At 45.8% G+C, this 18,921-nt stretch carries 15 protein-coding genes, 1 other RNA gene and 2 pseudogenes; 7 read left to right on the top strand and 11 right to left on the bottom strand.

Annotated elements, in window-relative coordinates; all coding sequences use genetic code 11:
• Positions 1 to 104: 104 nt before the first annotated feature.
• The 6 genes and pseudogenes from RLO19_RS03785 to groL form a co-directional block, all read right to left on the bottom strand.
• The gene (locus tag RLO19_RS03785; RefSeq protein WP_446353974.1) at positions 105 to 1,250 is read right to left on the bottom strand and encodes a Gfo/Idh/MocA family protein; all 1,146 of its coding nucleotides are present in this window, start codon (positions 1,248 to 1,250) and stop codon (positions 105 to 107) included.
• Positions 1,251 to 1,325: 75 nt separating this feature from the next.
• The gene (gene rnc / locus RLO19_RS03780; RefSeq protein ID WP_446353972.1) at positions 1,326 to 2,033 is read right to left on the bottom strand and encodes a ribonuclease III; all 708 of its coding nucleotides are present in this window, start codon (positions 2,031 to 2,033) and stop codon (positions 1,326 to 1,328) included.
• A gap of 45 nt (positions 2,034 to 2,078) precedes the next feature.
• An RNA gene (rnpB, locus tag RLO19_RS03775) (RNase P RNA component class A) lies at positions 2,079 to 2,506 on the bottom strand.
• Positions 2,507 to 2,561: 55 nt separating this feature from the next.
• A complete protein-coding gene (locus tag RLO19_RS03770; RefSeq protein WP_446353970.1) occupies positions 2,562 to 3,179 on the bottom strand; it encodes a hypothetical protein in 618 nt (205 codons plus the stop codon).
• A 72-nt stretch (positions 3,180 to 3,251) separates the two neighbouring features.
• On the bottom strand, positions 3,252 to 4,400 hold the full coding sequence (gene corA, locus RLO19_RS03765) for a magnesium/cobalt transporter CorA (protein WP_446353968.1): 1,149 nt from the start codon (positions 4,398 to 4,400) through the stop codon (positions 3,252 to 3,254).
• A 476-nt stretch (positions 4,401 to 4,876) separates the two neighbouring features.
• A pseudogene (gene groL / locus RLO19_RS03760) lies at positions 4,877 to 6,540 on the bottom strand (chaperonin GroEL).
• 195 nt (positions 6,541 to 6,735) lie between these two features.
• On the opposite strand from groL, the gene RLO19_RS03755 reads away from it, so the two are divergent.
• Both RLO19_RS03755 and RLO19_RS03750 read left to right on the top strand, forming a co-directional pair.
• Entirely contained in the window at positions 6,736 to 7,179 is a 444-nt protein-coding gene (locus tag RLO19_RS03755; RefSeq protein WP_446353966.1) for a hypothetical protein, read from the top strand.
• 7 nt (positions 7,180 to 7,186) lie between these two features.
• Positions 7,187 to 7,345: a hypothetical protein gene (locus tag RLO19_RS03750; RefSeq protein ID WP_446353964.1), complete on the top strand. Its 159-nt coding sequence runs from the start codon at positions 7,187 to 7,189 to the stop codon at positions 7,343 to 7,345.
• Positions 7,346 to 7,478: 133 nt separating this feature from the next.
• Here the strand turns inward: RLO19_RS03750 and ligA are convergent, their stop codons facing one another.
• Positions 7,479 to 9,509, bottom strand: a complete 2,031-nt coding sequence (gene ligA, locus RLO19_RS03745) for an NAD-dependent DNA ligase LigA (protein ID WP_446353962.1) — start codon at positions 9,507 to 9,509, stop codon at positions 7,479 to 7,481.
• 272 nt (positions 9,510 to 9,781) lie between these two features.
• Here ligA and RLO19_RS03740 point away from each other — a divergent pair, with 272 nt between their 5' ends.
• From RLO19_RS03740 to RLO19_RS03725, 4 genes are all read left to right on the top strand, one after another.
• A complete protein-coding gene (locus RLO19_RS03740; RefSeq protein ID WP_446353961.1) occupies positions 9,782 to 10,372 on the top strand; it encodes a DUF6940 family protein in 591 nt (196 codons plus the stop codon).
• A gap of 173 nt (positions 10,373 to 10,545) precedes the next feature.
• Entirely contained in the window at positions 10,546 to 11,379 is an 834-nt protein-coding gene (locus RLO19_RS03735) for a Uma2 family endonuclease (protein WP_446353959.1), read from the top strand.
• A gap of 307 nt (positions 11,380 to 11,686) precedes the next feature.
• The gene (locus RLO19_RS03730) at positions 11,687 to 12,898 is read left to right on the top strand and encodes a DUF4336 domain-containing protein (protein ID WP_446353958.1); all 1,212 of its coding nucleotides are present in this window, start codon (positions 11,687 to 11,689) and stop codon (positions 12,896 to 12,898) included.
• Between the two features lie 13 nt (positions 12,899 to 12,911).
• Entirely contained in the window at positions 12,912 to 13,301 is a 390-nt protein-coding gene (locus RLO19_RS03725) for a nuclease A inhibitor family protein (RefSeq protein ID WP_446353956.1), read from the top strand.
• A 1-nt stretch (position 13,302) separates the two neighbouring features.
• Here the strand turns inward: RLO19_RS03725 and RLO19_RS03720 are convergent, their stop codons facing one another.
• From RLO19_RS03720 to RLO19_RS03705, 4 genes and pseudogenes are all read right to left on the bottom strand, one after another.
• Positions 13,303 to 13,953 carry a DNA/RNA non-specific endonuclease gene (locus tag RLO19_RS03720; protein WP_446353976.1) on the bottom strand — a complete coding sequence of 217 codons (651 nt, stop codon included), beginning with the start codon at positions 13,951 to 13,953 and terminating at the stop codon, positions 13,303 to 13,305.
• A gap of 423 nt (positions 13,954 to 14,376) precedes the next feature.
• Positions 14,377 to 14,670, bottom strand: a pseudogene (locus RLO19_RS03715) (FHA domain-containing protein); the annotation flags it as partial.
• A 91-nt stretch (positions 14,671 to 14,761) separates the two neighbouring features.
• Positions 14,762 to 15,148 carry a 6-pyruvoyl trahydropterin synthase family protein gene (locus RLO19_RS03710; protein WP_446353954.1) on the bottom strand — a complete coding sequence of 129 codons (387 nt, stop codon included), beginning with the start codon at positions 15,146 to 15,148 and terminating at the stop codon, positions 14,762 to 14,764.
• 177 nt (positions 15,149 to 15,325) lie between these two features.
• The gene (locus RLO19_RS03705) at positions 15,326 to 17,257 is read right to left on the bottom strand and encodes an AAA-like domain-containing protein (protein WP_446353953.1); all 1,932 of its coding nucleotides are present in this window, start codon (positions 17,255 to 17,257) and stop codon (positions 15,326 to 15,328) included.
• Positions 17,258 to 17,493: 236 nt separating this feature from the next.
• Here RLO19_RS03705 and RLO19_RS03700 point away from each other — a divergent pair, with 236 nt between their 5' ends.
• Entirely contained in the window at positions 17,494 to 17,988 is a 495-nt protein-coding gene (locus RLO19_RS03700) for a hypothetical protein (RefSeq protein WP_446353951.1), read from the top strand.
• The last annotated feature ends 933 nt before the right edge of the window (positions 17,989 to 18,921 follow it).

Genomic DNA, 18,921 nt, shown 5'->3' with positions numbered 1-18,921 from the left:
AAATCGATTGGCGATACTCACGACTTTCGCCTGTGCTAGACTACTTTTATAGATTAACACATTATTTATTACAATACAAGACTAAGAGAAAATAAAAAGTCGTCCTAAAAGGACGAGGCTTGTATCCCTAGTTCTCGGTCACATAGCCGGGGAACCTGAATCGGCTCTCCCCCCTGTTGAAGAGACTGGGATAGACAAGTGAGGATATTGACCAATTGAGCCGCCACCCAGCCTGAAGACTCTGAGACAGGTTGATTACCGCGCACACTCTGCAAAAAGCGATCGCACACCACCGCCAAAGGTTCGCTCCCCTTGATTTCTATGACTTCACGCCGTAAACCCGCAGGCGTAAAAACATCTCCACGTTGCTCAAAATACCCATGCTCAAGCGTCAGAGGCGTATCATTTTGCATCTCATCAAAAATCAACGTTCCTTGACTCCCCACTACCCCCAGACGCCTTTGTTTATCCGGGTTGAGCCAACATAAGTGAATATATGCCTGAAAACCCGTCGGGTACGTCAAAATAATGTAAACAAAATCTGCTAAATCTTGCTCACTAAGAAGGGCAGGTTTAGTTACGTTAGAGGTTTGCGGTGAAACGTTATCAGTCAAAAGAGCCCCTACAGCCGTGTCCCTTGCTCCTTCTTGACGTTGTAACCACACCCGTCCCGTGGCTTGAACTTGCACAGGTTGCTCACCTAACCAGGTATTGAAGATCGCGATATCATGAATCGCTAAATCCCACAGCGCGTCTACATCCTGACGCACCGGTCCTAGATTAGTCCGAGCAGCATAGCCATAGCGCAATTCTCCTAAACACCCCGATTGCACCACCGCTTTGCCCTGCTCAACAGCCGGATGAAATAAATAGGTATGATCCACCATCAATTGGCGCTGCTGTTGACGGGCTAAATCAGACAACTGTTGGCATTCAGCAGCATCGAGGGTCAAGGGCTTTTCTGCAAGGACATGGAAACCTTGCTGTAGGGCGTCTTGAATCAAGGAATAATGAGTCACAGCCGGAGTCGCGATCGCAACCGCATCACACTCTATTTGGGAACGTATCGACTGCCAATTGTCTGTTAAAACCACATTGTCATTGAGTTTCAACCGTTCTTTAAGCTGAGTTAAGCATTCCTCAGAGGAATCAACGACTGCTACCAGTTGGGCATCCGGATGTGACGCGAAATTCCGCACCAAATGTGTACCCCATCGTCCTGCTCCCAATACGGCAATTTTAGTTTTCATAGAAATTTTGAGTTTTGAGTTTTTCGGGGCGAGTTTCACTATTAACGTTTTTTTTCACCCTTGATGTCACTATGACTAATGACGAATGACTTTAGCAAAAGCATCTTTAGCGGCGGCTTGTTCTGCCGCTTTTTTAGAGCGCCCTTTTCCTTCACCCAATTGCTGACCTTGAAACCAAACTTGGGCAGTAAAACGATTCTCATTTACCTCAACGGTATTGGTTTCGGTAAGGCGATATTCGGGTAAACGTTTATAGTGAGCTTGAGTCCATTCTTGGAGAGCATCTTTATAGTTTTGGCGGGCGGGATCTTTAAGAATTTCTTCAGTTAATCGCTGAAAATGAGGATCAAGCCAAGGGCGAATTAATTCTAAGGTGTGGGTACTTAAATAGAGTGCGCCTAACATCGCTTCAAAGGCATCAGCCAGTCGTGAAGTCTCACCCATTTTATCAGCCGCCGCGCTGGGAGCCAAGAGCAAGTATCGCTCCAGTCCGTACTCTTGAGCCAATTGAGCCAAGACGCGATCGCTCACTAACACGGAACGAATTGCCGCAAAGTCACCGACTTTAGCGCTGGGATAGGTTTCAAATAATAACTCTGAGGCAGCAATTCGCACCACAGCATCCCCGACAAATTCCAACTGATCATAGTTCACATCGGCGGACATACTGGGGTGAGTCAGCGCCAAGTCGATTAAGTACCATTGAACAGGTGCATTGTCAAGTAATCCGAGCTTTTGCACTAATTTTTGCAGTTGTTTGTGTCGTCTGGGGTCAATGGTCATAATTCATCCGTGAAAAGAGCCCCGACAATAGACTGATGACTAGAAGGGAGAGAGTCGGACGTAAGCCGGGTTCTGTTCTCCTAGCTAACTACTAGGAGGGTGGTTATCTATCTGGGACGTCTGTTACCAGACGCCTCTAGCGGCTCTTTAAGCAGGAACTGGTAAAAGACCAACCGTAGTTCCTCACGACCTTGCACCCAACCGGGGTTTACCGAGCCAGCACCTCTCGATGCTGCTGGTGCGCTCTTACCGCACCTTTGCACCCTTACCAAGTTGTCAATTGTCCTTTGTCTTATGTCCTTTTTTATAGACATAAGACTAGTGACTAATGACAAATTGGCGGTATGTTTCTGTGGCACTATCCTCACGGTTACCCGCACTGGGCGTTACCCAGCAAGTTTGGTCTTTCGGGAGCCCGGACTTTCCTCAGATTCACCGTTAGGGTGAATCCGCAACCACCTGCGCCGACTCTCTCCTTATCATCTATTTTAACCGCTGTGGGCTATTTATTGAAGCAGATAACCGTAATTATTTGGGTTGCAAGGCGAGGACCAGTGCTTTTTGCCAAGACAGATTTTTGGCAATGAACTGACAGCGTAGGTTGCAGGAACGTCCACCTACATTTGCCTCCGATATTTTCAATAATAAGCGCAAGTAAAAATAGTCGGTTTTGTCAGCTGCTGCTTGCAGCTTTTTGGGTTCAAAAAGGGGGGAACCGATCTTTTCATCGCTGATCTCTTCTTTTAGGGTTTGACCGGGAAGAATCATACTCGGTGACTGAGCGGCTGCCTCATTTTTGCCCGGAATCACGCGAATAGCTCGTCTTATCCGTTTATCGAAATCACTAATAAAGCACTGTTTCCAATCAATTTCAACAAAAACATCTTTAGATTTATTTTCAATACTCATGCACAATCGGTGCAGTTCATCCAATTCGTATTTCTCAGCGAATGAAAATTTTACGTTCAGAATATCCTGTAGCTTGTTGGCGGATAATTGCTTATTCAGATAGGCTGCATCAGTTTCAAAGTTTACGAGCTTATCTAGGGATTGAAAGGCTCGGTTAAAAACTAAGGCTACAACAATAAAATAAACTGTTAATACCAATACATTTCTGGCAACTTCGGTAGCTAAATCCATAAACATTATAACCCCTAATTAATACACAACAGGCAAGCAACTCGTGAAAAGTTATGAGTCAACAGTTAACGGATGACACTAATCATGCTTGGTTAATCGAGAATCCTTGAACCAGCCGCGACGCCAAAAAAAGAAGCAGAGAGACGCCGCGATTGTGATCATCACTCCCCAACAGGCAAAGTATCCCCAACGCCAGGTTAATTCTGGCATATATTCAAAGTTCATCCCATAGACTCCAGCGATAAAGGTGATTGGAATAAAAACCGTTGACATTATCGTCAAAACTTTCATCACCTCATTCATTTTATTGCTGACGGAGGACAAGTAAACATCCATTAAACCCGACGCTAGTTCTCGATAGGTTTCCACCATATCCAAAACCTGAATCGTGTGGTCATAACAGTCCCGGAGATAAATACGAACATCTGAACTAATCAAATTGCTACCGTCGCGAATTAGGGAATTAATCGCACTGCGTTGGGGCCAAATCGAACGGCGTAACGCCAGTAATTCCCGACGAACCTGGTAAATTTTCTCCAGAGTTTGATGACTAGGGTTGAGAATTACTTCATCCTCTAAAGCCTCAATGCGTTCCCCATAGTCTTCCAGTACGGGAAAAAACCCATCAATGATCGCATCTAAGAGCGTATAAGCCAGATAATCCGCACCCGCTTGACGTATTTTACCCTTATTTGCCCGAATGCGATCGCGTACTGGTTCAAAACAATCCCGTTCTGGTTCCTCCTGAAATGTCAGCAAATAGGATTTCCCTAAGATAAAACTCACTTGCTCAATCCAGAACCCATCTTCTGTGGGTTTAGGCATGACCATCTGGGATATAATCAGTAACTGGTCGTTGTAATCCTCCAATTTTGGGCGCTGAGGAACATTAACAACATCCTCCAATAGCAGAGGATGTAACCCACAAATTTGTCCCACACTTAATAAAATATCTTCACTGCCTAACCCCTGAATATCAAGCCAAGATACAGAGTCACTCGTCAGGTAAGGTATACAGGCGTCTGGGCTTAAATTGGTGACACGATTGGCATGGCTTTCGTTGTAGTCAATCAGAACGATGAATGACGGACAAGCATCTTCATCAATGCTTAAGGTTCCCGGTAGACTCCCTGGCTTATCATAGAAATACTCAAATAGATCTTCGTCGTCATCGTTATCATCTGGTTTTGTGGCTAACCTGCCCCCTGGGAAACGTCGTTGTGTCATTTAGCGCTCCTGAGTGTTTATCCTTAGGTTAAGGATTATTCCGTGACTTGGCACAAAGATTTAGTTTAATCCATTCAACTTCTTCTTTTAAAACGATTAATCACATCTCGGATAATTCCTTAACTCCCCAGAATATTAGACGTAACTATATTAGTGGACGTCTGCTCCTAAAAATCCACTGTAGGGGCGGGTTTAGCCGTTCACTTTGGATACTGTCGATAACATGTATGTCAAAACCCGCCCTCTAATCCGTTCGTCGGTCAATAAATATAATCTTATTCATAACATTTATAGGCAGGGCGGGTTTTGTATTCCAGTTAGTATGAACTATCAAAGTTAATCCCTAAACCCGCCCCTACACATTAACGTAACCAATCCTGCATTTCCAATCACCTCTTCCCCAATCATTAATAAAAAAGCAGCCTGTCCAACTAGACAAGCTGCTTCAGTCATGAACTATAGGAGATGGGTGAGGACTACATCATCCCCATGCCGCCCATGCCACCCATGCCACCCATGCCACCCATGCCGCCCATGCCGCCCATGTCAGGCGCTGCGGACTTCGGCTCAGGTTTCTCGACAACCAGGGCTTCGGTGGTTAAAACCATTCCGGCAATGGAACCGGCATTCTGAAGTGCTGAACGCACAACTTTAGCGGGATCGAGAATACCCGCAGCAATTAAGTCTTCCAACTTGCCCGTTGCCGCATTGTAACCAATATTGCCTTGGCTCTCTCGGACTTTCTCGACAATCACCGCACCTTCAACCCCAGCATTATCTGCCATCTGACGCAGGGGGGCTTCTAAGGTTTTGGCAACAATATCCGCACCGATTTGTTCTTCAGCATCCAGGCTAGCTTTAATGGCATCAACCTTGGAAATTAAGCGAATCAACGTGGTTGCACCACCAGGAACAATCCCTTCATCGATCGCGGCTTTGGTGGCATTCAGGGCGTCTTCAATCCGCAGTTTGCGATCTTTGAGTTCTGTTTCTGTGGCGGCACCCACTTTAATCACTGCTACACCACCGGCAAGTTTAGCAATCCGCTCTTGCAGTTTCTCTTTATCGTAGTCAGAATCGGTTTCGTCAAGCTGTTTGCGGATTTGAGTAATGCGCTTTTCCACTTCTGACTTGGTGTCACCACTGGCGACAATGGTGGTTGAGTCTTTGTCAATGGTGATTTTCCGCGCCGTTCCCAGCATATCAGTAGAAGCGGTATCTAAGGTGAGACCGATTTCTTCGGAAATGAGCTGACCCCCGGTGAGAACGGCAATATCTTGCAGCATCTGCTTGCGGCGATCGCCAAATCCTGGCGATTTGACGGCGGCGACGTTGAGAACCCCCCGTGCTTTGTTTACCACTAGGGTGGCTAAGGCTTCCCCTTCGACATCTTCAGCGATAATCAGTAAGGGTTTGCTGGCACGGGCAACTTTTTCCAGGATGGGAACTAATTCTTGGATGTTATTAATTTTTTTATCAGTAATCAGCAGATAGGAGTCTTCAAATTCCACCGTCATCCGTTCCTGATCACTGACAAAGTAGGGCGAGAGATAACCCCGGTCAATTTGCATCCCTTCCACGACTTCAAGCTCAGTAGAGAGCGTTTTGACTCTTCTACGGTAATTACTCCATCCTTGGTTACCTTATCCATCGCCTCGGCAATCATTTGCCCGACTTCCTCGTCGTTCCCGGCGGAGACGGTGGCGACTTGCGCGATCGCATCGCCAACGACGGGTTGAGCCATGGACTGAATTTCTTTAACCAGATGATGAATGGTTTTCTCAATCCCTCGACGTACAGCCACTGGATTGGCACCAGCTGCAACGTTTTTGAGTCCTTGCCGAATCATCTCCTGTGCCAGAACGGTAGCGGTTGTGGTCCCATCGCCGGCAATTTCTTTGGTCTTGGATGCGACTTCTCGAATCAGTCGCGCACCCGTATTTTCTAAGGGGTCTTCCAGTTCAATTTCTTGGGCGACGGTGATACCATCATTAACAATCTGGGGAGCGCCAAAGGACTTCTCTAGCAGCACATTCCGCCCTTTTGGTCCAAGGGTAATCCGGACTGCATCTGCTAGAGCATTGACTCCCCGCTCTAAAGCTCGCCGTGATTCTTCGTTAAACGAAACGATTTTTGCCATAGGGTTCCCAATACTTACTCGTTACTCCATTAGCAAATTTAGCACTCTTGTTACGCGAGTGCTAATTCTTGGGCGGTTCGGTTATTACGGTAGAAGGCAGGAAGCAGGAGGCAGGAGGGTAAGAGGTGGTGTGGATTCAGCGCTGAAACTCAGTCTTCGTTAGGATAGAGAGAGTTGAGTTGCTTTTTAATCGTTATGACAGAAACCAAACCTCTTGACGAAATTATTCAACGACTGGATGCCCTTTCTCTAGAGCAGTTGTTAGAGGCTAGGACAAAAATCGATAGTTTGATTCAATCAAAATATACCTTAATTAAATCAAAAGATTTATTGAATATCGAGAATATTCGTAAGGATAATATTCCAGTATCTATTTATCGAGATGTTTGTCGAGATATTTTGGCAAAACTTGAAAAAATAACTGATTCAGCCTATACAATCTCGAAAATCTCGAACTATCCAAGTATTAATTATAGCCTGAGTTCCATTGACCAATCTTCACTCCCAAAAACAGAAGATGATTCCCTAAAGGATGTCATCGAACTGGTCAATGGCTGGATGGCTGATGAGTCGGGATACGACGAAGAAACCTATCCTCAAATTGAGGCGGGTCTGAATCATAATCGGTTATCCTTGTAAAACTCAGATGACTAGAGCTGTATTGTTAGATACTCATCCGTTGAGTCAGTTATCGGTGGGGAGGGCGGGTTTTGTTGTTCCGTTATTGGTGGGGAGGGCGGGTTTTGTTGTTCCGTTATCGGTGAGGAGGGCGGGTTTTGTTGTTCATTTATCGGTGAATAGCTGAATTTAGTCCCTAAACCCGCCCCTACAATCGTCCCTAAACCCGCCCCTACAATCGTCCCTAAACCCGCCCCTACAATTGTCCCTAAACCCGCCCCTACAGATTCCCTAAACTAGCCCTACAATTGACTTATTACCTATTCATTTAACCATTGTAAAAGGTCAGATTCGCTGATCTGATTAATCCCTAATTCTTGGGCTTTTTCTAATTTAGATCCGGCATCTTCACCAAGGAGCAAATAGTCCGTTTTAGAACTCACTGAACTGGTTACTTTCCCGCCAGCTTTTTGAATTAATTCTTTTGCCTCATCTCGCTTCAACGTGGGTAATGTCCCGGTAATCACAAAGATTTTCCCCTGCAATGGTTGAGAGGTTGCTGCCGCAGACGCTGCTTTTGGATGACTTGCCAGTTGCAAATTTGCCTCTCGCAGTCGATTGATCAAGGTCTGATTACTGGGAACTTGAAACCAATCATAAACCGATTGGGCAATTTCTGCTCCAATTCCATAGACACTTTCAATATCAGTAATACGGGCTGCGGCTAATTGGTCTACACTAGGAAACTGTTGCGCTAAAATTTGAGCATTCACAGTACCCACATAGCGAATCCCTAAACCATACAAAACTCTTGACCAAGGTTGAGTTTTGGATTGTTCAATTTGATAAATTAATTTCTGGGCGGATTTTTCACCCATTCGTTCTAAAGAGGTTAACTGATCTAAAGTAAGTTGATAAAGATCCGCAACGGAATGGACTAAACCGGAATCAACAAGCTGATTAACTAGCTTTTCTCCTAACCCGTTGATATCCAATGCACTACGACTTGCCCAGTGGTTGAGTGAACCTTTGACAATCGCGGGACAAGAAGTATTAATACAGCGGGTTACCGCCTCCCCTGGGGGACGCACGACGGGTTGATGGCACACCGGACAATCAGTAGGCATTTGTACGGGTTTAGCATCAGGTGGACGCAATTCGGGAAGTACCCGCACGACTTCGGGGATAATTTCCCCAGCTTTGCGAACAATGACGGTATCACCGATATGCAGATCTAATTCCTTGATGCGATCGCGGTTATGCAGTGTAGCCCGTGAAACCGTTGTCCCGGCTAGCTGTACGGGTTTGAGTTCTGCCACTGGAGTTAACGCCCCAGTTCGTCCCACCTGAACTGTAACATTTTGCACCAGTGTGGGGGATTCTTCAGCCGGATACTTGAGTGCTGTTGCCCATCGGGGAAACTTTTGGGTAAAGCCTAATTGTTCTTGTAGAGAAAAAGAATTCAGCTTCACCACAACCCCATCAGTCATGTAGGGTAAACCACGCCGTTGACTATCCCAATATTGATAATATTCTTCCACCTCTGCTAGAGACGAGCAACGTTTCCGATGGGGATTCACCCGGAATCCCAAATCACGCAGGAATTCCAAAGCTTCCCATTGCGAGTTCAGCGTTGGCACCGTTTCCAGTTCCTCTGATCCGGGAAGATGTAACGTATAGGCAAAGAAATCCAACTGTCTGCGATCGACGATTTTTGGATCTAATTGCCGCAAAGTACCCGCCGCCGCATTCCGAGGATTAGCAAATAACGCCTCCCCAGCCGCCTCTCGTTCCCGATTAATCCCTTCAAATACATCCAAGGGTAAAAACGCCTCGCCCCGCACTTCTACAATCGGGGGCGGTGTTTGTGTCTTTAACCGTAAGGGAATCGAACGAATCGTGCGAATATTCTGAGTAATATCTTCCCCAGTGACACCATCGCCCCGCGTAACTCCCCGGACTAATATACCATCTTCATAAGTAAGTGCGATCGCACAACCGTCTATCTTCAGTTCACAGATGTATGCAAACTCCTTGATATCCGGCGCATAACGTTGCCACCGTTCTTGCCACTTCGCCAACTCCTCTAAATTAAACGCATTCTCTAAACTATAGAGGGGGATATTATGGCGAACAGAGGAAAATTCTGATGCAGGTTTCTCTCCCACGCGCTGAGTCGGACTATCCGGCGTAACTAACTCAGGATACTGGCTTTCTAGGTCTTGCAGTTCCCGATAGAGTTGGTCATAGACGGCATCCTCCATGATGGGATTGTCGAGGACATAGTAAGCATAACTCGCTTGTTGCAGCAGGTTTCGCAGTTCTTGAACCCGCTCCTTGACATTAGTCATTAGTCTTTCGTCCTTCGTCATTTATCCTTAATCCTTCATCCTGCGTCATTCTATAAAATCTCATTCCCAATACCTCCAATCCCTCTGCGACCCTCTGCGCTTTCCCTCTGCGACCCTCTGCGTTAAAAAAACACATAAACTTGGACATTTACCCGCAATGAACAACATCCAAAAGTTCTCAATTAATATAACTTATTTTCAATAAAATTCAGCAGTTATACTTAGTAAATAAGCGACTTGTATAATCATCAAACAGAATACCGGATCTCTCAATGTGGAAAACATCCATCGAATCACTAAACGCGGGTCAGATACAGAAGATTTCGCTTCTGTCCAATACTAACCCAATTCTCTACTCAGAAATCATCCAGCTATGGCAGCATAACCAGGCTTTTCGGGCATTCTTCATCTCCCTACTCGCCGATGCTCCATTTTCCGCCTTTTTCTGGGAAACACCGGCTATCAGCGACGCGACTGTAAACCAGGTATTCGAGTTTGTTCTAGTTGATAGTCCATACCTGGCAAATATACAAGCTGATCCCAGTGATTTTGCCCGCCATTTTGCCGCCGCAGGAGAGAACGAGTCAATTATTACCTTTCCGAATCTGGGAAACGATGCGTTACTGGTTGTTCCTTGTCCACAAGCCTCTACATCTCCATACTGCCATCTGGCGGCTTTTATGCGTGACGCACCCGAACATCAGCAGCACGCCTTGTGGCAAAATGTGGGGTCAGCGCTAGAACAACGGCTTAATGAGCATCCCACCTGGTTAAGCACCTCTGGTTTAGGGGTGTATTGGTTGCATATCCGGCTAGATTCACGCCCGAAGTATTACACGTACCAACCCTACAAAGTTATTTAAACTTTACCCTGACATAAGACATGAAGACCAAACGTATCCGTCACCTAAATGATTGATAAAGCTTACCCACCCGACTACTCTGATTAAGCCGAACAATTGTGTCACACTATTCAAATATAAGTGCTAAACCAACCCCGAAATTGAGTAGATTCTCTGTTACCTGTGATTAAGACATGACTCAAACTAAAATTGATTTACCCCCTGCTTTTCCTGACCATACCCAACTACCCGAATCTGATGGTACGTTTGTGAAGAATTTCCAAGAACATCCTCAAAGCCTAATTTTGACCGATTCCATTGGTCGAGTTTTGCAGCAACTTCATCCTGATGGTGACTACGCCATTGGACAAGACTGCGGTATCTACTGGCGCGAAACCGAACCCCCAGAAAAAGGTGCAGAGGCTCCCGATTGGTTCTATGTTCCCAATGTTCCCCCATTTGTAAATGGTGAAATCCGTCGTTCTTATGTTCTGTGGCGGGAATTAATGGCACCAATGATTGCCTTAGAATTTGCCAGTGGCAATGGAGACGAGGAACGAGATGCTACACCCTTATCCGTTTCTGCTGAAGGAGCAACCACTAAACCCGGTAAATTCTGGGTGTATGAACGGATTATCCGCATTCCTTACTATGGCATTTTTGAAGTCAAAAATAGAAAACTTGAGGTTTATAATTGGCTAAATTTTTCTTATCAAAAACTCCAACCGAATGAACGGGGTCACTATCCGATTACGCCCTTAGGAGTAGAACTGGGACTTTGGCACGGGACTTATCAAAATCAAACTCAATATTGGCTGCGTTGGTGGGATAGTGAAGGCAATCTTTTGTTAATTGGTGAAGAACGCGCCCAATTAGAACGTCAACGCGCCGAACAAGAACGTCAACGCGCCGAACAAGAACGCCAACGCGCCGACCAAGAACGTCAACGCGCAGAACTTGCCGAGCAAAAAGCGGCAAGATTGGCGGAACGATTAAGAGCCATGGGCATTGACCCGGATTCAGAATAGATAGAGTAGTGGACTGACACAGCTAAAATTGTGGGATAGGTTTTAGGTTGGTTTGACGCATGTTACTAGGGCGGAATCTAGGGCTGAGGTTCCCTTACTACAAGCCGGAATTACGGAAAAGAAACCGTAGGGGCGCAAGGCTTGCGCCCTTCCCGATACCGCATCAGACGGGAAATTACGATAAAACATGTTTGCCGTCGATGACGTACAGCGTTTTGGTGGGGGCGCTTCCAGTTGTAGAATAATAGGGTAAAATTCCCGCCCAACCAATTGAGTCTTCAGAAAATACAGGAGGAATGAACCGCAGATGCAGGAACACCAGGGTCATCCGAGCATCCCATCTCAAGACTGGTTATGGTCCTTTTGGTTTCCTGTACCCCTGTATCCTTATGGCAAACGACGAACTATCCGTGTGGAAGTGGTGAAGGATAGGATTTGGACGTTTGACCAGATTCAGGGCATTCTCTATGTGGTTGTACCCATTCGCATGACGGTGATTAAGCTGGATGCTGGGGGTTTGTTGGTCTATGCGCCTGTTGCACCAACTCCGGAATGTCTCCGGCTGGTTCAGGAATTGGTGGCAGAGCATGGTGATGTTAAATATATCATTTTGCCCACGGTTTCTGGTATTGAGCATAAGGTGTTTGTGGGTCCGTTTGCCCGGAAGTTTCCCCAAGCCCAGGTTTTTGTTGCGCCGCACCAGTGGAGTTATCCGGTGAATTTGCCCCTGAGTTGGCTGGGTTTTCCGAGGAAGCGTACCCATGTTTTACCCGCAGATAGTCGCCAAACTCCTTTTGCGGATGAATTTGATTATGCCTTACTCGGTCCTGTTGATTTGGGATTGGGAGTGTTTGCCGAAGTGGGATTTTTGCACAAGCGATCGCGCACGCTACTGGTGACGGATACTGTAGTTAGTGTACCCGAAGATCCCCCTGCGATCGCACAACTTGATCCCTATCCTTTATTATTCCATGCCAGAGATCATGCCTTAGATATCGTTATCGATAATCCGATGACTCGCCGCAAGGGATGGCAACGCATCTGTCTGTTTGCATTTTTCTTCCGCCCCAGCGCCTTAGACACAATACCCTTCACTCAGGCGTTACGGGAGGCGAGAAAGGCACCGGATTGGTCAAAGCAAGCCTATTTCGGTTTATTTCCCTTCAAATGGAAACCCGGTTGGCACAAATCATTTGACGCCTTGCGGGGAAATGGGCGTCCCTTTGTCGCGCCAATTCTACAAACTCTGATTCTCAACCGCGCCCCCAAAGAAACGCTGAACTGGGTGGAAAAGTTAGCCAGTTGGGATTTTCAACGGATTATTCCTTGCCATTTGGAGGGTGCAATTGCGGCAAATCCGGAGCAGTTTCGCCAAGCGTTTGGGTTCCTGGAACCGGATTTAAATGTTAGTGAAAATAGCGGGAATCAATACAATCATCCGTTACCCGATAATGATTTTGAACTCTTACGGCAAATCGAAGAAACGTTAAAGCGACGGGGTATTTTACCGCCAGTGTAATTCCTCTATAACTATGAACGAAATCGACCAGCTAAAGAAGAGTTCAGAGGGTCTACTCTGGATAAGCGAAGCCAATTACCCATTTGAGGTTTTCACCTGGGACAATACAGACATTCTCACCCCAGCGCTGGTGTTAGAACGTGCTGGCTATCCACCGGATACACCTATCGAAGTCCAGACCCTTGATCAGTTTTTCGCCTCAGCTATCACAGAGGAGGATTGGCACAATGAAGCGGAAAAGGCACAGGTGAAGCGATACCAAGCCTTGGAACAAACGCTCTCAGATTGTCTCACCGATATTCAGGTTTACCGTTTGGGGAGTACCACAATCGATATCTACATCGCAGGTAAAACACCAGAGGGGACGGTGGCAGGTCTTTCAACCAAGGTAGTAGAGACGTAGCTTACTCCTTATCGAGTCGGCTTTCAATCTCATCCTGGATCGAAGTAGAGACATTCGATAGAAAATTATAACCTGTCGCTGCTTCCACCATGTCAACGGATACCCGATAGTCTCGCCAGTCCATTCCAGCAACTTCATCCGAATTGGGTATCATCACCGCAATCAGCCGAGTATTGCTGGTTATTCCACGAACGCCTTGACCTGGAAGGTCTAGCACCGCAATCACTTTCCAGGTCTGCTGTGGCACTGTTACCTTACCCTGAAGTGTTCCCTTTGAACCGGCACCCCCGGCAATGATATAGAGTTCTTTACCCTGATAGACCAACTCTCGTGAATACTCTTCCAGTTCTCGCCATACCTCCCGATTATTTTGTGGAGCTTGGGGAATAATGTTTGTCATTACGAACGTAGCACTGTTATCGTCTGGAGTGCGAGTGCGATCGCCAGAGGGTACTATATGTCCCCGGTCATAGCCGCTGCCTATGTAGTCATTTGGTCGCACCTGATACCATCCGGACGGCAGCGCGGTGTCAGGGCGAAAGTCGTTGCTTCGCTCAACACTGCCTAACCAGCTCTGATTTAACTGCCAGCTTACCCAATTGGGAATCCCTTGGCTGTTGTTATAGGACAGCGCATACTGCGGCTTTTCCATCAGGTAGTTGTTAGGATTGTTCGGGTTGGAGGTCGCATTACTAGGATTGCCAAGAGTGAGGTGAACGCTAGGGGTCAGATCCTGCAATAGCAGAGCAACGAACCAACTGATCGCAAACAGGGCAATTAACAAGACTCCCACTCTAGTACCCCTGCCAATTCGTCCCCTGATTAATTGTCTAAAAAAGGATATAATACTGTTAAAAATAGACTTCAGATTGCTAAAAATTAATCCTAGAATATTGAAGTCCCATGTCTTTTGCTGGTTGGATTGACTCGTGGATTGGTGAGCAGACATCGACACCGTAGGGTTCGGATCTGATGTTTGTCTGTCGTTTCTAAATCGAGAACGGCTAACTGCAACAGACGTTCGCTTTGCTTTTTGAAACAAAAACGTCAACAGCTCGTCTTTGCCCAAGTCTATTCTGTCTCCCAAATGAAGCTGGTAGGGTGTGAATGGCGTCAGGCGCGAGTGATTTAGAAACGTTCCATTCGTGCTTCCCAAGTCTTCGATAAAGTAAGCATTTCCCTGAATCTGAATTTCAGCATGAGAGGAGGATGCCATCTCAGAGTTGGGCAGATTTGAAATATCAATATCAGGCGACCAATTAGGATTCGGTTTTCCGATACGAATTATTGTCAAATTCTCTGGTATCTGAATCAGAGTGGAGGTCTGGATGTGAAACAGTCTGAGTGGTGTTGAGCTAGGGGTTGGCATTGTTATATCACTATTTTTAAGTTAATTAAATTTGATAGTGAGTCTAAATGACTATGTAATTGCCTAGATTTAGCCTTACTATTTCTACGGTTCATTCCTCATATTCTACCCAACTATTTGGCGTCTCTGATATCGTAACTTTGAGTTGTACCCCTTCAGGAATGCGTTTTTTTGTTTCGTCATAAATGTATTGAGCGATCATTTCTGCGGTGGTTTCGTAATTATCGGGTAATATTTCATTAAGAACTCCGTGATCTAACCCGCCTTTGGTTACATCTTTTTTTGCCCAGCGCAAGCTTTTGAAATCAGCAACCATAACGGCATGGGGACAGTATTCGGAGGCGTGAAGGGTTGAGGATGTTGCTTCTAATCTCACTTTATAGGTATGTCCATGCATCCGACCACAGGGTCCGTCGTAGTCTTTGATATAGTGGGCGCTATCAAAGGTAAATTCGGTTACCAGTTTCCATTTAGACATATTTTTTCCCGTTGGTCATTTTTAATTCGTTATAAAATCATTCCATTCACGATTTAGTCGGGGCGGGTTTAGTTCAATCGGGGTGAGGTCAGAAAATATAGTAGTGAAACCCGCCCCTACACATAAATAAAAATTAGGTTTTCCGAAGGTTGTGAAGGGTCAATACTCAACACTCCTTCATCTCTCAATGCTGATTTGATATAACAACATGGGTTCGTCAATTCCTCTTAAGAGGCGATGTTCACTGTTAGTAATTTGTAATTGTAAATGATTTTTGACCGCTTCATACACTATCCATGAAATACAAATTCCACCTGGTTTTGCCTGAGATTGTAAACGGGCGGCAATATTGACGCCATCTCCCTGTACATCGGTTCCGTTGAAAAAGACATCGGCTAAGTGAATGCCAATGCGATGCTGTAATACCTCTTGGGTAGGTAATCCTCTGGCGGCGAGGGAGAGGGTTTTTTGAATGGTTTGGGAACAATCAACGGCTTTAACGGCGGAGACAAAGTACATGAGTAATCCATCGCCCATGGATTTGAGAACCTCTCCTTCAAATTGGTGGCATAATTTGGTCATCAGTTTGAGATCACGATGGATGGCGGCTAGGGTGGGTTGCTGGTTTTCATGCTGCTTTTGGGTAGAGTCTTTGATATCGGTAAAGACAATAGCGGCTAGGACATTATCCCCCAGAGAATGGGGAATGATTCTGCCTCTGTATTCTTTGGTGTCTTGACTTTGAAGTTTTTCCAGATGCAGTCGTTCGCGAAAATACTGGCGGTATAAATCGTTGCGAATACTCACCTGATTCCCGACCAGATAGACTAATCCCATACTATTAAGTTTAAACGCGATCGCGCCTTTTAGCTGCACCGGGCGATTGGCTTCTAGAACTTGGGTTAGGGCGTCGGCTAAGTCGGGATGTTTCTCTAAATGCCAGCGATGTAAGCGCAAATGATCTGCATAGATTCCGGTTTCAGTAGGGGCGTCTTCTAGAAGTTTACTTAAGGTAATATCCTGACGGGCAATTTTATACAATGCTAATCGGATGAGATGGGGATGTCCGCCTACCATTGCCATCAGTTGTTTGACATCATTCCAAGTGAAGTCTAAACCATGTCGCTGGGCTAAGTCTTCCACCTGATGGGCGTCAAATTCGGATAATTCAATCGGTAATCCGACATTAAAGGGGGATTGGTCATTACTTAGGGGAATATAAACTTCTGTCCCATGGACAATAATCAGGCGAAAGTTTTTCCAAATTTCATGTTGTTTTGCCTTTTCATGCCAAGCCCGAAGTAAACCAAAAAAGTCATCGGCGACATGTTCGTGAGGGAAAATTCGGTCTACGGCATCGAGTCCTAAAACTAGGGGAGTTCTGAGTGTGGGTAATAGATACTTTTCAAAATAATTGGTACAGTTTTTTTTACTGCCCAAAAATTTACTCCAACGGTTTTCTAACTGAATGGGTAGGTGTAAGTCATCGGTAACGGTAGCACAAAACCATTGCAGGAATTGATGTAAATCCGCAAAGACTTCCCGTTCAGCTAACTCAAAGTTTAAGGCGACAGACCGACATCCTTGTCGTTCGGCGTGATACAGTAATCGCACCATTAGGGAGGTTTTACCCATTTGTCGTGGCGCTTTTATCCGAATCAAACTTCCCGGCTTACTGATTTCTTCATAGGCGCGAGATTCATCCCCTGGGCGTTCGACATAGCAGGGTGAGGCTAAATCAAGCTGTCCTCCGGGTAATTCCCAGATGGGGGATGGGAATGTGATTGTACTCAGGGGGAGAGGTGGTGGGGGGGTCAGATTATTGGACTTGTCGGTATCTGCGTCTGGTAATCCTTCGAGGATTAAACGTAAACTTTTTATTGTAACTCGTTTCCCGGTGACTTCAGATAACTGTTTCCATAACTTGGGCGCTAAATCTCGCTGGACGGTATTCTGGCTATAGCCCATGACTTGAATGGTTTTGAGTTTGTTGCCGGCTAAGGCTTGACTCAGGATAGTCTTTTGGGCATCGTTAAGTACGCTTCCTGTCTTCTGGGCAATCCAGTGATCTGCCAATTCGACCAGTTTTATGACATCTACATCTGCCATCTGGCATTCCAATTCCTACCTCTGATGACTACGCTAGCATAAAACTGAATTTTCTGAATTTTCTGAATTTTTTGAATGATCTGAAGGTTAGGTTCAGTGAAAGTTCTGATTTTTTTGACTAAAGGTGCTGAATAAGAAAGCGAATCAATTTATGCTGATTTTTTTACCATTAAAGCATAAACTGTGGCGTTGCCGTCTTACAAGTGTAATATTAAGTTGAATAGATAGAGAGGCGATTGAAATCGCTGCTACACAAACAGCAGGAGTTGGAAGATGCTGAGGTGTCACAGGTGGAGGTGGAGGAGTATTCTCCAGGGTTAACTAAGTTTATCCACAATTCATCGGTGAAGGGGATTCTGGGGAGTGGGTTTCAGGATGATTGTTCGAGTTTGGATACGCAGGGGTTGGGGAATCTATGGTATCAGCTTAACCTGCGATCGCTCCCTGAAAATTTTGATTGGGAACAGGTGGGGAAGCGGTATCTCAGAAAAATCAAGGCGTTAATCCGGGAATCGCCTGAATTGCGGGAGATTTTGGATTCCCAGAAGTTGGACGCGATCGCACGTTATACTCAGGAATCTGCGGGAATTATACCAGAGTTTGATTTGCGCCGCTATCAGGAAGGCTTACGGGAAGCTTATGGCAATCTGCGCTTAGATAGTTTGGATACCACAGGCTGTGCTTATAATGCGCTGAAGTTATGGCGAATATTTATAGCACAAAACGTGTAAAATTGAGAGGACGGGTGTTGTTGATTTATGCAGCGGGTCGCCCCTACAGGTTTTGATAGTATGTTCGGTAAAATCCGCCCTGATTTATACATCAAAAAAGATAAGGACGCTAAATCAGGGCACGATAATATCGTGCCCCTACCGAATCAATGATTCCTAATCGGTGGTAGGGGCATGGCATTGCCATGCCCGATTATCACCATCTTGCGCCCAGTGTCACGTCTTTGAGTGATGGTGCGTTACCCCACCCTTCGGCTCACCCTACGGCTACGGCTAAGAGCTAAATCAGGGCACGATAATATCGTGCCCCTACCGAATCAATGATTTCTAATCGGTGGTAGGGGCATGGCATTGCCATGCCCTATCTATTATCTCTGGCGACAAACTTTAACGGGAATAGGTTAATCTATTTGCACCTGTTCTATTAACCCGTCTTGGGTTTAAACACAGGGCGACCCGATAAAATTGAGAGGACGGGTGTTGTTGATTTATACAGATGCTAAATCAGGGCACGATAATATCGTGCCCCTACCGAATCAATGATTTCTAAACGGTGGTAGGGGCATAGCATTGCCATGCCCTATCTATTATCTCTGGCTTATCTCATTAGTCCGCGTAGGCGGACTTTGTTTGTATAGCCGCGATTTTAATCGCCAGGGCTTAAGTTGAGACTTCTGCATAAGTTCGAGTCGCTCAGAGTTAGATCTGACTGCACAAATCTTGATTCTCGCCAATCAATCTTAAACTATGGAGGTACAACCCTTGAGGCGATATCCCCGCCCACGTAGCCCCTGATAAGCTGCTACGCAGCTTAATTGTATAATATAAAGACAAGGTAAAGAGCGCGGTCGCCAGGATATGCCAGCTAAAAATCATCTGTCTCAAGAGCAGAAAGAAAGACTGATTAAACTCCTAAAGGAAGCTAATGAGTAT

The sequence above is a fragment of the Coleofasciculus sp. G2-EDA-02 genome (assembly GCF_040226375.1).
Lineage (GTDB): Bacteria > Cyanobacteriota > Cyanobacteriia > Cyanobacteriales > Coleofasciculaceae > Coleofasciculus.
Note: the sequence above shows the minus strand (reverse complement) of the source record. Positions and strands in the feature narration are given on the sequence as shown.